At 42.8% G+C, this 14,138-nt stretch carries 12 protein-coding genes and 1 pseudogene; 10 read left to right on the forward strand and 3 right to left on the reverse strand.

Going from position 1 to position 14,138, the window contains the following annotated elements:
• Nucleotides 1-20: 20 nt before the first annotated feature.
• The 4 genes from IGI76_RS00300 to IGI76_RS00315 all read left to right on the forward strand — a co-directional run bounded on the left by IGI76_RS00300 (nucleotide 21) and on the right by IGI76_RS00315 (nucleotide 6,079).
• Nucleotides 21-1,301, forward strand: a complete 1,281-nt coding sequence (locus IGI76_RS00300) for an apiosidase-like domain-containing protein (protein WP_333718852.1) — start codon at nucleotides 21-23, stop codon at nucleotides 1,299-1,301.
• A gap of 7 nt (nucleotides 1,302-1,308) precedes the next feature.
• The gene (locus tag IGI76_RS00305; protein WP_086338869.1) at nucleotides 1,309-2,622 is read left to right on the forward strand and encodes a PTS sugar transporter subunit IIC; all 1,314 of its coding nucleotides are present in this window, start codon (nucleotides 1,309-1,311) and stop codon (nucleotides 2,620-2,622) included.
• A gap of 325 nt (nucleotides 2,623-2,947) precedes the next feature.
• Nucleotides 2,948-4,255: a PTS sugar transporter subunit IIC gene (locus IGI76_RS00310; RefSeq protein WP_333718853.1), complete on the forward strand. Its 1,308-nt coding sequence runs from the start codon at nucleotides 2,948-2,950 to the stop codon at nucleotides 4,253-4,255.
• A gap of 381 nt (nucleotides 4,256-4,636) precedes the next feature.
• Nucleotides 4,637-6,079 carry a glycoside hydrolase family 1 protein gene (locus tag IGI76_RS00315; protein ID WP_333718854.1) on the forward strand — a complete coding sequence of 481 codons (1,443 nt, stop codon included), beginning with the start codon at nucleotides 4,637-4,639 and terminating at the stop codon, nucleotides 6,077-6,079.
• A gap of 108 nt (nucleotides 6,080-6,187) precedes the next feature.
• Here the strand turns inward: IGI76_RS00315 and IGI76_RS00320 are convergent, their stop codons facing one another.
• The gene (locus IGI76_RS00320) at nucleotides 6,188-6,544 is read right to left on the reverse strand and encodes an MmcQ/YjbR family DNA-binding protein (protein ID WP_333718855.1); all 357 of its coding nucleotides are present in this window, start codon (nucleotides 6,542-6,544) and stop codon (nucleotides 6,188-6,190) included.
• A 255-nt stretch (nucleotides 6,545-6,799) separates the two neighbouring features.
• Here IGI76_RS00320 and IGI76_RS00325 point away from each other — a divergent pair, with 255 nt between their 5' ends.
• The 5 genes and pseudogenes from IGI76_RS00325 (at nucleotide 6,800) to IGI76_RS00345 (ending at nucleotide 11,224) form a co-directional block, all read left to right on the forward strand.
• Nucleotides 6,800-7,129 carry an AbrB/MazE/SpoVT family DNA-binding domain-containing protein gene (locus tag IGI76_RS00325; protein ID WP_218193011.1) on the forward strand — a complete coding sequence of 110 codons (330 nt, stop codon included), beginning with the start codon at nucleotides 6,800-6,802 and terminating at the stop codon, nucleotides 7,127-7,129.
• Nucleotides 7,119-7,409: pseudogene (locus IGI76_RS00330) on the forward strand (type II toxin-antitoxin system RelE/ParE family toxin). The gene IGI76_RS00325 and the pseudogene IGI76_RS00330 overlap by 11 nt, the downstream one beginning before the upstream one ends.
• A 148-nt stretch (nucleotides 7,410-7,557) precedes the next feature.
• On the forward strand, nucleotides 7,558-8,364 hold the full coding sequence (locus IGI76_RS00335) for a MurR/RpiR family transcriptional regulator (protein ID WP_167822585.1): 807 nt from the start codon (nucleotides 7,558-7,560) through the stop codon (nucleotides 8,362-8,364).
• A gap of 110 nt (nucleotides 8,365-8,474) precedes the next feature.
• Nucleotides 8,475-9,740 (forward strand): PTS sugar transporter subunit IIC, encoded by a 1,266-nt coding sequence (locus IGI76_RS00340; protein ID WP_333718856.1) that lies wholly within the window; start codon nucleotides 8,475-8,477, stop codon nucleotides 9,738-9,740.
• Nucleotides 9,741-9,784: 44 nt separating this feature from the next.
• Entirely contained in the window at nucleotides 9,785-11,224 is a 1,440-nt protein-coding gene (locus tag IGI76_RS00345) for a glycoside hydrolase family 1 protein (RefSeq protein WP_333718857.1), read from the forward strand.
• Nucleotides 11,225-11,304: 80 nt separating this feature from the next.
• Here IGI76_RS00345 and IGI76_RS00350 read toward each other — a convergent pair whose 3' ends face one another.
• Nucleotides 11,305-12,057 (reverse strand): ABC transporter permease, encoded by a 753-nt coding sequence (locus tag IGI76_RS00350; protein ID WP_008376673.1) that lies wholly within the window; start codon nucleotides 12,055-12,057, stop codon nucleotides 11,305-11,307.
• Nucleotides 12,054-12,995: an ABC transporter ATP-binding protein gene (locus tag IGI76_RS00355; protein ID WP_333718858.1), complete on the reverse strand. Its 942-nt coding sequence runs from the start codon at nucleotides 12,993-12,995 to the stop codon at nucleotides 12,054-12,056. The genes IGI76_RS00350 and IGI76_RS00355 overlap by 4 nt, the downstream gene beginning before the upstream one ends.
• 95 nt (nucleotides 12,996-13,090) lie before the next feature.
• On the opposite strand from IGI76_RS00355, the gene IGI76_RS00360 reads away from it, so the two are divergent.
• Nucleotides 13,091-14,050: a helix-turn-helix domain-containing protein gene (locus tag IGI76_RS00360; protein ID WP_333718859.1), complete on the forward strand. Its 960-nt coding sequence runs from the start codon at nucleotides 13,091-13,093 to the stop codon at nucleotides 14,048-14,050.
• The last annotated feature ends 88 nt before the right edge of the window (nucleotides 14,051-14,138 follow it).

Genomic DNA, 14,138 nt, shown 5'->3' on the forward strand with positions numbered 1-14,138 from the left:
AATGAAAGGAGAGCACCACCGTGAAAATCACCGTGAGCCAAAACAAACGCACCTTATTGCGAGACGGCCAGCATTTCTTTTATTTAGCCGATACTTGCTGGAGTGCCTTTACAAGTATTCAAGAAAATGACTGGATCACCTACTTAGACAAACGCAAAGAGCAGGGCTTCAATACCCTACAAATCAATGTGTTACCGCAATGGGATCGCAGCCGTGGTCAATTTGACTGCTTGCCGTTTCCTGTTGATGCGGGCGTCTTTGATTTTACTGTTTGGGAGGATGCCTATTTCGAACGGGCTCAGCGTCTTTGTAAAATTGCCGATGAGAAAGGCTTTACTTTAGCATTGGTCGTCTTGTGGTCAAACTATGTCGCCGGCACGTGGGCTAGCCAGTTGGACAAAGAACGCAACGTGTTGCCGGAGGATTGCCGCCAGGTCTACTATCAAAAAGTGATTAAGACGTTTGATGCCTTCCATCCGATCTACTTTATTGGTGGCGATACGGATTTCCCAACACAGCCAACCATCGATACGTATCTAGAAGCCTTTGCTTTCTTTGAAAAGCATTCGCCCAATACCCTGAAAACGATTCATATCAAGGGACGTTTTGAAGAAATCCCTGAACCTATCGTCGAACATTTGGACTTATTTTTATACCAATCAGGTCATAACAGCGCCTTTTTGAATATGCCTTATTATTTGGCAGAGCGTTTTTATCAACGAGAACCGCAGCTGCCGATCATCAACTCAGAACCTTGCTATGAACAAATGGGCTATGCCCGTCACGTATACGGTCGATTTGGTCAAAAAGATGTCCGCAAAGCAGCATGGCAATCACTGTTAGCCGGCGGCTCGGCTGGGATCACGTACGGTGCCCACGGCATCTGGAGTTGGCAAACCCCGACGGCGACCTTTGCGGAAGAAATCGGGGAAGCGTTTGACCGTCCGATGATTTGGCCAGAAGCTTTATCTTTTCCTGGGGCAGATGACTATGGCTTTATCAAGCAATTATTCGAATTATTAAATATTCAGGAGCTTGTGCCTTGCCAAGAGCGCTTGATCGATGCAGATGAACAGATTCGTATGGCAGCCATCGCAGGATCGAAGGATGCGTTGCTTTACTTGCCAAGCAATACAACAGTTCGCCTGCAAGGAGATCTTTCTACAGCGACTGTCACATTGATCGATTTGAATACCAATCGTTTCTTGAAACCAAAACTGACAGTTACCGATGGTATCACTGTTTTCCATCCCCACAATTGTCATGAAGATGTATTGTTTGTCATCCAAATAAAGGAGTGAAAAGAAAATGGATAAATATATGGATAAGGTGTTAGTATTTGCAGATAAAATCTCCAACAATCGGTATTTAAAGGCAATTTCAAACGGGTTGATGGCGACGCTGCCGATCAACATTATTGGTTCGATCGCCTTATTGTTAGCAGTTTTGCCGATTCAAGGATGGACAGACTTTATCAATTCGATCAATATTGGCGGCTATTTTTCCGTCGGTTACAGTATGACCGTCGGGGTTATCTCCGTGTACGCTTCCTTTCTGGTCGGTCACCGTTTAGCGACAGAATTTAAGCAGTCGGCGGTTCCTGCCGGCATCGTTTCACTGTTTGCCTTTTTGATGATGACGCCAATGGTTACCTTAGAGGAAACAACGACCCTCGACATGAGCAAACTCGGTGCTCAAGGCTTGTTTACCGCTATGATCTGTGGCTTAGTCTTTGCTCGTTTGTACTGCTTTATTTTAGAAAAAAATATCGCCATCAAAATGCCAGCAGGCGTGCCGCAATTTGTGACGGATACCTTCGCCGGTTTGATTCCAGCAATTATTTCTGGGTTTACCGCGATCGTCATTAGCTGGGCATTCAGTTTTACTTCTTATGGCTCATTCTCAGATTTCATCTATCAAATCTTGGCAATGCCGCTGCAAAGCTTGTCTTCTAGTGTCGGTTCGTTGCTATTTATTGTACTGATCCAAATGGTGCTATGGTTCTTCGGTATCCATGGTTCGTTGGTGGTGGGTAGCTTTGTCACCGCTTTGTACTTACCAATGGATGTGGAAAATATGGATGCTTTAGCTAGCGGTGTTGCTCGTTCCGAGCTGCCAAATATTTTGAGCAAGTCGTTTTATGATTTGTTTGCTGGTATTGGTGGGGCTGGGGGAACATTGTCATTGATTATCGTTATTTTGCTGTTGGCGAAATCAAAACAATCACGGACAGTCGCTAACCTAAGTGCCGTTCCTGGATTGTTCACCATTAATGAGCCGGTGATTTTTGGCTTACCGCTGATTTTGAATCCAATCATGGCGATTCCGTTCATATTAACACCATTGGTTCAAGTGCTTGTAGCATACCTAGCGATCTGGAGTGGGATCGTCCCACGACTTAGTGGCGTACAAGTTCCCTTTGGCACACCGATTTTTCTAAATGGGTTTCTAGCTGGAGGCTGGCAGGTCGCAGTTCTACAAGTCGTTTGCGTTTTGGCAGGCTGCTTGCTGTACATTCCTTTTGTCAAAATATTAGATAAAGGAAAATTAAAAACGGAAGCAGAAGCAGCGCAAGCGGAGGTTCAAACTGAAAGTATCGATCCAGCTGGAGAAACCGTCTGACTTCAGGGGAACAATGCGTAAAAGGCAAGACCTTGTTCTTCTTCAACAAGGGACAAGGTGAATTTTTGCACACTTGATTTCTTAAGACGATGAATCCAGTCAATGATCGGCCATTCCCGAAAGCAGATAGGCTCTGATTGATCTACTTAGTAATCGAATGGTTCGGGGAAACGCCGATGATCCCAATGCAAATGTGACACAAATAGATTTTCTGATTTTTGATTTTACTCAGTGTGGGTCTTTTTAAAAAAAGACCAGCTGCTCCCCCACAATTGCTATCAAGACGTTTTGTTTCTCGGACACAGATCAAAAAGGAGTGTATTATATGACTTTCGCAGAGAAGTTCACCGAAAAAGGCCAGTACTACGCAAGTAAGATTCAGCAAAATAAGTATATGCAAGCAATCTCTAATGGATTGATGTCGCTATTGCCGGTCATGATCATCGGCGCATTCAGTACACTGTTGTCTTCCATGCAAATCGAAGTCTATCAATCAATGATTGCCCCGTTTCGCGATATTATCGCCTTACCGGCACAATTTACGACAAATGCATTAGCTATTTATGCCGCTTTTTCCATCGCTTACAAATTGGCAGGCTTGTATGGAAAAGAAGGCTTGATCCCTGGTTTTGTTTCCTTATTTTCCTTTTTAGTCTTAACACCAATCAGTGTTTTTGAAGATGGAGAGCTTGTGATCAATGCCTTGACCTTTGACTGGCTAGGGGCTAGAGGGTTGTTTGCGGCGATGATCGTGGGTGTCTTAACTGCCCGTTTGTATGTGTTTTTTGTCGATAAAAACTTGGTTATCACGATGCCGGAGGGTGTACCACCAACGATTGCCAAAACATTTTCGGGACTGGTTCCAGCAGTGTTAGTAGCAGTCTTATTTACGATAACAGCCGGTTTGTGGAAGATGACGGAATTCGGTAGTTTCCATCAATTTGTATACACGATTCTACAAATTCCACTGCAAAGTCTTGGAGGTTCGATTTGGTCGATTTGTATCGCCTTATTGATCATGCAGTTGTTGTGGGTCTTTGGGATTCACGGAGCAATCGTTGTATTAGCGGTTATTCGTCCAATAATGACTGCTCTGGATCTTGAGAATTTGGCTGCTTATCAAGCAGGAGAACCGATGCCTAACTTAGTGACTGGTTCTTTTTGGAGTATTTATGCTAATTTTTCCGCCATGCTTGGTCTAGTAGTAGTTTTACTCTTTTTATCAAAGAGTAAACAATTCAAAATTATCGGGAAGCTGGGAGCACCAGGAGCACTTTTCGGGATTCATGAACCGCTGATCTTCGGATTACCGATCGTAATGAACCCGATTCTGGCGATTCCCTACATTTTAAGCCCAGTTGTTTGCGTGGTGATTGGCTATATCTTAACCATCACGAATATTTTACCAATTCCTATCGGGATGCAAGTGCCTTTTGGTGCCCCGATCGTTCTCTCAGGTATTCTGCAAGGAAGTTGGAAACTCGGGGTAGCTCAGTTACTGATGATTCCTTTGTGTGCCTTGATCTATTACCCATTTGTCCGCATTTTGGATAAGAAAAATGCCGAACAAGAATTGGCGCAAGAAACGCAAGAAAAAGCAGCAGAACAAAGCATGGATCGAGTGATTTCTTGATGGTTGAAGATCAAAGGGAGTTGCTTAAACGTATAGAAAGGGTCAACAGTAATTGTTAGGAAATTGTTTAATGGCTACTCATAAAAAACTCTTTAAAAGAAGCTAATTTGACAGGGTTTACTGGTTAAATTTCCCCTTTTTTCAAAAGATCGCTGGTTAAAAGAAACCGATTTTATGATGACAAGCCACCGAGTTAGTGCTATAGTTAAAGAAAGAAAACCCACGTGGATTGTTACTGACTCGATCAGGCAAGACCTAAATAAGAAAGCGCTCTTCTCGTTTTAGCAGCGGCTCTTATTTAGGTTTTTTGTTTTTTATCGGGGATTTTTCAGTAATCAGCTAGGTAGGTTTATCAAAAGAAAACAAAAGGAGAACGAGCAAATGGCAAAATTTCCAGAAAATTTCTTATGGGGCGGCGCGACCGCAGCGAATCAATTAGAAGGGGCGTTCGATCGCGATGGCAAAGGATTGTCAGTGGCGGATGCAATGCCTGGTGGCAAACAGCGTTTAGCGATTTTAGGCAGTGATACGTTTGATTGGACGATCGATGAGGACAAATACACCTACCCAAATCATCGCGGGATCGACCATTATGACCGTTTCAAAGAAGACATTGCGTTGTTTGCAGAAATGGGCTTCAAGAGCTATCGTTTTTCCATCGCATGGACACGTATTTTTCCAAATGGCGATGAAACGACACCAAACGAAGCTGGGCTAGCATTTTACGATGCGCTGATCGATGAATGTTTGAAATACGGGATCGAGCCAGTGGTTACGATCTCTCACTATGAAATGCCTTTGCATTTAGCCAAAGAATACGGTGGCTGGAAAAATCGAGCATTGATCGATTTCTATGAACGTTTTGCAAAAGTCGTCTTGGAACGGTTCCACAGCAAAGTCAAATACTGGATGACCTTCAATGAGATCAACTCTGCGTTCCATTTCTCCGCATTGAGTCAAGGAATGGTCAACAGCACGGGTGCCAGCGACTTTACAAACGTGATCCAAGCGTGGCACAATCAATTTGTTGCCAGCAGTAAGGCAGTCAAAATCGGCCATGAATTAAACCCAGAGTTACAGATTGGTTGTATGATCATTTATGCAACGACTTACAGCATTGATGCGAACCCAGTCAACCAAGTGGCGACGATGATCCATAATCAAGCCTTCAACTACTACTGTGCCGACGTGCAAGTACGTGGAAAATACCCATCCTTTACGGATCGTTTGTACAGAGAACACGGCGTCAATAAAGAGGATCTTGAGATTACCGAAGAAGACTTAGCCTTGATCGCTGAACATACTGTTGACTATGTTGGCTTCAGCTATTACATGTCTTCTGCCGTGGATATCACCACAGAAGAAGCCGATGAAGTGCAAGGAAACTTGTTGGGCGGCGTTCGCAATCCATTCTTAGAAGCAAGTGAATGGGGCTGGCAAATCGACCCAGAAGGGCTGCGCATCGCGTTGAATGAACTGTATGATCGTTACCAAAAACCGTTGTTTATCGTGGAAAACGGCTTAGGAGCCATTGATACCTTTAACGAAGAAGGTAAGATCGAAGATGATTATCGTATCGATTACTTGCGCCGCCACATTGAAGCAATGGGGGAAGCGATCGCTGATGGCGTAGACTTGATCGGTTACACCCCATGGGGCTGTATCGACCTTGTCAGTGCTTCAACAGGCGAAATGAGCAAACGCTATGGCTTTATTTATGTTGACTTTGATGACGAAGGCAACGGCACGATGGATCGTTCCAAGAAAAAATCCTTCGATTGGTACAAACAAGTCATTGCAACAAACGGAGAAGAGTTGGCCTAAGTGTTTCGTTAGACTCACGGATGACACAGGATCCGTTATAAAAGAAAACCGATCAACGGTGCTCCTATACAGGCGCGTCGTTGATCGGTTTTTTGGTGATATTTGGGTTTAACGGGTACGTTCATAGCTGTCTCGTAACAAAGATTGGAGTTGTTTTTCTGATACAGAGCCATCTAGTAATGCGGTGAGCCAATGGTTTTTATTCATGTGATAAGCGGGTAAATAGCCGCGACTTTGATTGATGATCGAAACCATTTCGGGCGCCGCTTTGACATCTAAAATTTCGATCATTTCCGTTCCTTCCAAGCCTAATTTTTTCTTTTCTACAGTCATCAGCAAGCCAAACCATTTACCGCTTTTACGGTGCCGCAAGACTTGGTACTCGGGAAACTTTGCAAATGGATGGTCGATCTGAACATCATTGAAGGTCTGAGCGAAGGCGATCAGACGGTTTTTAAGATCCATGGGTATCCCTGCCTTTTTATTCAATCATATCCAGTATACCGTATTTTTGCCGATATTTCGCTGGAAAAGAAGATTGGGCTCTTTGGTTTAATAGGCCATATCACCTGCTTTGTCGATAGTCATAAATAAGGCAAAGTAGCAGGCGATTTATTTTCTCAATTTGACACTCAGCTTTCGGCATTACTTATCATTACATTCGATTATGATATAATGTTCTTACAGAGTAATTACTAAAGCAGAGGGAGGGGTGTAACGATGATTACGAAAACAAGAAAACAAGGGAATTCCATTATGTTGACGGTGCCCAAAGACTTTGGTATTCCCAATGGTGTGGAAGTAGAAGCAAAGCTAGTAGAAAATGGAATCTTGTATGAATTTATTGAACCGGTAAAGCCATTCGATGATTTCAGTGAAGATATCTTGACTGATATTATTAATGAGGGATACGAACACGAAGATATTTTATCCGAATTTAAAGCGCGTAAGAGTAAGCTGATTTCTTCATTTAAGACAATTGCAAAGGAGACTGCTACCGACGGGAAAGCAATGACCAAAGAGGAGTTGGCAACTGAAACTGGCTTATGAGGTGATTCCATCTAGACAAGTAGTGAATTATTTAAAAAAGTTGAAGGAGAAACCGCTGAAACAAAAGTTTCTTCATGTCATTTATGATGAAATAGCTGTCGAACCGTATAGCGGCGATCAAAAAACTGGCGATTTAGCTGAAATCTGGTCAAAGGGTTTTAAGTATGCAAGGACAACCTATCGTATTGCTTATGATGTGATCGATAACTAAGTGATTCCAGACTTGTTATGTGGCACCCATGAGAATTTTTATGGACAGTTAAAGCAGTTAATGAAATAACTGGGGATCTGAATCGAAGAGTTGCGCGTAGGCGGACTCTTTTTTTGCTTTCTATTAAAAGTACGATAAGTGAAAGGTTCTAAGAAATGGATGCCTATGCTAAGATAGAAGAAACCAGCAGCGTAAATAAGCAAGTGAGGTGGTCGCTATGAAAACGACAAGTCAAGTATACATTCGTTTAAATGAACATCTATTTAAATGCAAAAAATACGATTTGAATTTTTTGATAACAAAACTTTTAATTGAGCGAATCGATGAATTTCCTGCGATCTATATTGAAGAAATCGCCTATGCTGCACAGACGACCCCGGCCAGTATCACTAAATTTTGTAAGAAACTTGGTTATGCTAGTTTTAAAGAAATGCGTAATGACCTCACGATTTATTTTGAACAAGAGTACCATTTGGCGAATACGATGTTTGAAGGGATGCTAGCGAATCTCGATACAAAGAGTGAAGTATCTGAAATGGTTGACCAATTTTTAGCCCGAGAGTACATGGTCCAAAAACAGATTTTTGACCAATTTGATCAACACCAATGCACACGGATTGCAGAAGAAATGAAACGAAAAAAACGAGTGGCGATCTTGGGTAACAGCTATTCTTTTTCGGTTGTTAATCTCCTACGGGAACTGCTTAGTCAAATGGGCTATATCGTTTTTGAAGTGAACCGTAATGCGGAAGACCAGCTGATTGATCAAGTATTGCAGGAAACAGATATCTGTTTTGTGATCAATCTAACAGGTAGCTGGATCGACAAAAAGGCCTACTTGCTTGAAAAAAATACCTGTCAGAAAGTTTTATTGACGTTCAGCGAGCAAGCCGCTCAAAGCAGTCTCTTTGAAGAGCGTGTCTTGTTTAAAGAGGTCGTTCCATTGATGTCGTCGAATTATTACTCGCAAAAAGTGCTTCATCTATGGATGATTTTTATGATTATGAATATGAGAAAAGAGTAAACGTAAAAAGCTATTTTCCATTTTTGGAAAATAGCTTTTATTGTTTCCTTATGAGAAAGCGCTTATATTCAAGTTAAGATATATCTTAAAAAATTTAGGAGGATTTACTGATGGATAAATTAATGCAATTTATTGAAACCAAAGTGATGCCGCCAATGATGAAACTTTCTAACCAACGTCACTTGAGTGCTGTTCGCGATGGGTTGATCGCAACGATTCCAATCACAGTGATCGGATCGATCTTTTTATTGCTTCCGTATATTCCATGGCCTCAATCGTATGTATCATTTATGGGCAATCATCCCGACTTAGTGGCAAAACTGATCATTCCCTTCAATATGAGCATGGGACTGCTTTCGATCTATGCAGCTTTTGGCATTGGCGCACGATTAGCGCAAAGCTACCAACTGGATAGTTTGGCAGGGGGCGTTTCTGCAATTTTTACCTTTTTTACTACATTGACCTTCACTTCTTTAGATGAAGGAACGTTTATCTCGACGCAATATCTTGGAGGAGAAGGCATGTTTGCTAGTATTTTGACAGCTATATTAGCAGTCGAGTGCATGCGCCTTTGTAAAAAATACAATATTGGGTTTAAACTGCCAGAGCAAGTCCCTACGAATGTCAGCAGCAGTTTTGAAGTGATTATACCCGTGTTTTTTTCAATGACGATCGTTTGGATCATTGTTCACTTGATCAGCTTTGACATCAATGCCCTGATTGCAAGTTTGATCACACCATTGTTAAGTGTTTCTTCCAACTCGTTAGCAGCACCTTTGGTCTATGTAGGATTGACTTGTATCATGTGGCTATTCGGAATTCATCCGCAAATATTAGCGACGGTGATGTTGCCGATCTGGCTAGTCAATTCTGAAGCAAACATGGCAGCAGCACAAGCCGGACAAGCGATTCCCAATCTGGGGGTACAGCCGTTTATCTTTACTTTCTTATGGATCGGCGGTGGCGGAGGAACCTTAGCACTTTGCGCAATGATGTGTTTCTCCAAATCAAAATTTTTAAAACAGCTTGGTCGTCTCAGTTTTATTCCTGGGGTCTTCAACATCAATGAGCCGTTGTTGTTTGGGTTGCCGATCGTTTTGAATCCAGCGCTGGCGATTCCCTTTGTCGTGGCACCAATCGTGACCACTTTCGTGACCTATTTCGCTTTTGTGTCCAACCTTGTTCCCGGAATGGCGTATCCATTAGCGGCTGTGTGGACGGTTCCGAGTATTTTTTCGGCAGTGATCGCAACAGCCAGCATTCGTGGTGCTGTCTTAGTAGTGGTGAATTTCTTGATTTATTTGGGCATTTATTATCCTTTCTTCAAGGCCTATGAGCGCAAATTAGTGCTTGAAGAAGGTCAAACCGAAGCATAAGTCTAAGAGGCGAGTAATCAAATTTTGAGAAGAGGAGCAATGACATGAAGAAAAATAAGAAGCAATTTCCTACCGATTTTTATTGGGGAGGTGCAGTTGCCGCAAATCAATTAGAAGGGGCCTATCTTGAAGGGGGAAAAGGCTGGAGCGTGGCAGACATCAATCGCTTTCGTGATGATATCGATATAAAAAAGAAAAGCAACAAAGAAATAACGACGGCAGACGTAGAATTTGCTTTAAATGATCAAGAAGGGCGTTACCCGAAACGGGATGGGATCGATTTTTACCATACATTTCGTGAGGATCTGGCACTCTTGGCAGAAACAGGCATGAATTCGTTTCGAACATCTATTAGCTGGGCGAGGATTTTTCCAAAGGGAGACGAGCAAACGCCTAACGAAGAAGGGTTGCGCTTTTATGACGAATTGATCGATTGTATCCTTGAAAACGGCATGGAACCCTTGATCACCTTGTCTCATTATGAAATGCCGATCCATTTAGCGATGGCTTATGACGGCTGGTCAAATCGTAAACTGATTGATTTCTTTGTTCATTTTGCGCAAGTCGTATTCAAACGGTATCAAGGGAAGGTCAAATATTGGATCTTAGTCAATCAAATGAACTTGATTACCCACGAATCGTTTAACCACCTTGGTATTCCCGCTGACCGAGTCGACAATCTGAAGCAAGCTAAGTACCAAGGAGTTCACAATGAATTGGTAGCATGTGCGAGAGCGATCAAAATAGGGAAAGAAATTGATCCTTCTTTTCAAATTGGTATGATGTCTTATTATGGCAATGTTTATCCAGCTACTTGTAAACCGTTGGATGTTTTGAGTGCTCTCAAAAATAATCAAATGGAATATTATTATTCAGATGTACTTGTGCGGGGAACTTATCCGAATTATGCCTATCGCTTTTTTGAAGAAAACGGCATCGAGATTCAATTTGGGGAAAACGATGAAGCGGACTTTAAGCATACGGTTGATTTTGTTTCTTTCTCCTATTACTACACGCGAATCATTCATAGTGAAAACTACGGGAAAGAAGATGCAGCTTCGCCTAACCCTTATTTAGAAGCAAATGATTGGGGCTGGGCAATTGATCCGATTGGGCTGCGGATCGCTTTGAATGAGTATTATGATCGGTACCAATTGCCGATCATGATCACAGAAAATGGTATGGGCTTTTATGAGACATTGAATGAAGAAGGGACGATCGATGATACGTATCGCATTGATTTTCTGAAACAGCACATTGAACAAATGAAAGAAGCAATCTATGATGGCGTAGAACTGATCGGCTACTATCCTTGGGGACCGATCGATCTTGTCAGCTGCTCCTCATCAGAAATGAGCAAGCGGTATGGGTTCATTTACGTGGATCTAGATGATTGGGGCAATGGTTCAGGAAAACGGTACAAAAAAGCCAGCTTTGACTGGTATAAGAAAGTGACGGCTTCTAACGGAGAAGTCCTCGATTAAAAAATAAGCGGCAACGACGAAGCAGGAGCTTAGTCGTTGCCGTTTTTTTATAAGAGAGTCAAAAAAGGGAGCCAGCGCCATCAGCGTAACCGTTTCTGATAAAGCATTCGTGCCAAGAACCAGCTCACCACTACGATACCGCCACACCAGCTAAAGGCACTGATCAAGGTGGTATCTTTTAAGTTTAACAAAAGCCCGCGCAAAGAATGGATGATCGGCGACATTGGTTGGTATTCAGCAAAAATGGCTAATGGGCGCGGCATGGTTTCCGTAGGGACGAAACCAGAGCTTAAGTAGGGCAAAAGGGTGATCAAGACAGTAAACAAGGTCGCTGTCTCGGGGCTTTTGGCGATGAGACCAACCAGAACGGAGACCCAAGTAAAAGCGAAGGTGAAGCAAAAGATCAATAGGAAGGCGAGTCCCCAGCCAGCAACTGTGGCTTGAGGGCGAAAACCGATGACCATGGCAACGATCAACACGACCAAGGTGCTGATCAAGCTCCGAAGGGTCGCGGCGAAGACATGCCCGTTTAAAAAGGCTGAGTTAGAGATGTTCAAGGTCATCAGCCGTTCCACCATGCCGGATTTCAAATCTTCCGTCACCGTTACCCCAACGGAGGAGGCGCTTTGGGCGATACATTGGACGAGAACACCAGGAACGACAAAATCGACATAAGAGGTATCGCCGACGTTCATGGCTCCCCCGAAAACATAGACGAAGAGGATCATTAAAATCGCTGGGGTCAAAATCCCACTTAGCAAAGTCTCCATACTGCGAATCGATAGCAAGAGGTTGCGTTTGAATAAGGTGTTGGTTTCTATAATTGCTTTCATTGGTTTCCTCCTTGGACAAGTGTTAGAAAAATATCTTCTAACGAAGCATTCTTTTGATTAAAACTAGTGATAGTGATCGGTAGTTGATTAAGTTCCTGCAACAGCGTGAAGGAATGCTGGAAGTCTTGACTGACGGGGAATGCCAGAGAGAGACTGGACTCATTGACTTGCAGCGGAAAATCAGACAGATGCTGACGCACGGTCTGCAAGTGTTCTTTCGTCAATACGCTGATTTCCATTGTTTGCGAAGGGTGCAGTGCTTTGACTTCCGTTGGTGTTCCTTGCAAGATGATTTTCCCTTCATGCAAGATGGCGACTTGGTCTGCTAAAAATTCAGCTTCTTCGAGGTATTGGGTCGTCAGAAAAATCGTTCGTCCTTGAGCGGCGATCTCTTTGATCATGTGCCATGTGGCTAAGCGGTTTTGCGGGTCTAACCCGGTCGTTGGTTCATCCAAAAAGAGCAGGTCAGGTTCGCCGATAAAACTCATGGCGATGTCTAAGCGTCGTCGCATGCCACCAGAATAATTTTTGACTAGTCGGTTGCTGGCATCCACCAAATCAAAACGCTCTAACAAATGTTGGACGATAAACTGTTTGTTTTTGACATGGCGCAAGGCAGCAATCATCAGCAAGTTTTCTCGTCCGGTCAGTTCTTGATCGACGGCGGAAAATTGCCCTGTCAGACTGATTTTTTTGCGAATCGCTGCTGGATCTTTGGTCAAGTCGATCCCATCGATCAGCGCGGTTCCTTGGTCAAAAGGTAGGATAGTGGACAAAATTTTGACTAAAGTGGTTTTTCCAGCGCCGTTTGATCCTAGTAAGACAAATACTTCGCCAGGAGTGACGTCAAAAGTGACCTCTTTCAAAACGGTTTTGTTTTTGAAACTTTTTTGCAAATGTTTCACGTGAAGCATTTTCTTTTTTATATGGGTATCCATAGCTTTTCCCTCGTTTCTATAAGATAATTCAACTATAAAGGCTCTTCGGGAAAAGCAACTGCTTATTTCAATATATTGAAAAAGAAGGTGAAAAAATGAACAATTATGGTGCGACAGTGAAAGAGCTTCGCAAAAGCAAAGGCTTGCTGTTGAAGGAATTAGTGGATGAACAATTGTCGATGTCTTTGTTATCGCAATTTGAAAATGGCAAAACGACGATTTCCTGCGAACGATTTCATCGTTTGCTAGATAAACTAGAAGTGAGTTTTGCCGAATTTCAGCTGCTACATACGGGGGAGCATCATTCGGAGGCTCAAAAGCTAATGGTTGACTATGTCCGTTCGATGGGGATCGAATCCATTGATGAAGTACCTAAATTAAAAAAGAAATATCAAAAGCTGACCACGTACTTTCAACAGCATTACTCCTTGGAGCTGGACCACTTCTTACAACTGATCCGTTTTGACTACTTGATGAAAGAGGAGCTTTTTAAAGGGGTGCCCATCGAGGAGGCTTACCTGAAACACAATTACTGTCTGGACTCTGCCAAGCATTACTTGCTGAATACCGATACATGGGGTGTTTATGAGCTGCGGCTGTTTGCCCGCGTAGCAATTTCGATGGAGCCAGCTTTGCTTTGGCGCTGCTTGACGATCGCCATCAAAAAGAGTCAGCGCTTTGCAAAAATTCCTGGCAATGAAGATATTTTGTACAACACGTTTGAGACGGTATTTTCTGTCTTTGCTGTTTTCGACGAGGCGAATTATGCGGAAAAGACCTTTCATTTATGGCGAGATCATGTTTATGAAAAAGAACACCTTGAACAAGCGATCTTTATGCCGTTTTTTGAAGGCTGGACGCATCTATTAAAACAAAATAAGGCACAAGCGGCGGACTTGATGCAGCAAACGTTAGATCAGCTGGAAATATTAGGGATGAAGAACACGTTTGCTATGTATCAATTATTAAGCACATCTGTATTGAAAGAAGAGTTTCCGGGGATTTTATTGAGTGATCCATTGCTTTCTGAAGGAACCCGTTATGGCTGGGAGTAGCTAGAATAAGCTGTATTCCGCTGATGAAAGCGCCTTATGTTTAAGAATCGGAGAGGAAGTGATTAAAAATCAGTAAATGCAAGCAATT

Origin of the sequence: Enterococcus sp. DIV2449a (assembly GCF_051711225.1) — a bacterium.
In the GTDB taxonomy this organism is placed as follows: domain Bacteria; phylum Bacillota; class Bacilli; order Lactobacillales; family Enterococcaceae; genus Enterococcus_D; species Enterococcus_D casseliflavus.

Bases quoted from the DNA above. Each gene is read 5' to 3' on its own strand.
- IGI76_RS00305 (WP_086338869.1), top strand. From the start codon at position 1,309: ATGGATAAATATATGGATAAGGTGTTAGTATTTGCAGATAAAATCTCC.
- IGI76_RS00310 (WP_333718853.1), top strand. From the start codon at position 2,948: ATGACTTTCGCAGAGAAGTTCACCGAAAAAGGCCAGTACTACGCAAGT.
- IGI76_RS00315 (WP_333718854.1), top strand. From the start codon at position 4,637: ATGGCAAAATTTCCAGAAAATTTCTTATGGGGCGGCGCGACCGCAGCG.
- IGI76_RS00320 (WP_333718855.1), bottom strand. From the start codon at position 6,544: ATGGATCTTAAAAACCGTCTGATCGCCTTCGCTCAGACCTTCAATGAT.
- IGI76_RS00325 (WP_218193011.1), top strand. From the start codon at position 6,800: ATGATTACGAAAACAAGAAAACAAGGGAATTCCATTATGTTGACGGTG.
- IGI76_RS00335 (WP_167822585.1), top strand. From the start codon at position 7,558: ATGAAAACGACAAGTCAAGTATACATTCGTTTAAATGAACATCTATTT.
- IGI76_RS00340 (WP_333718856.1), top strand. From the start codon at position 8,475: ATGGATAAATTAATGCAATTTATTGAAACCAAAGTGATGCCGCCAATG.
- IGI76_RS00345 (WP_333718857.1), top strand. From the start codon at position 9,785: ATGAAGAAAAATAAGAAGCAATTTCCTACCGATTTTTATTGGGGAGGT.
- IGI76_RS00350 (WP_008376673.1), bottom strand. From the start codon at position 12,057: ATGAAAGCAATTATAGAAACCAACACCTTATTCAAACGCAACCTCTTG.
- IGI76_RS00355 (WP_333718858.1), bottom strand. From the start codon at position 12,995: ATGGATACCCATATAAAAAAGAAAATGCTTCACGTGAAACATTTGCAA.
- IGI76_RS00360 (WP_333718859.1), top strand. From the start codon at position 13,091: ATGAACAATTATGGTGCGACAGTGAAAGAGCTTCGCAAAAGCAAAGGC.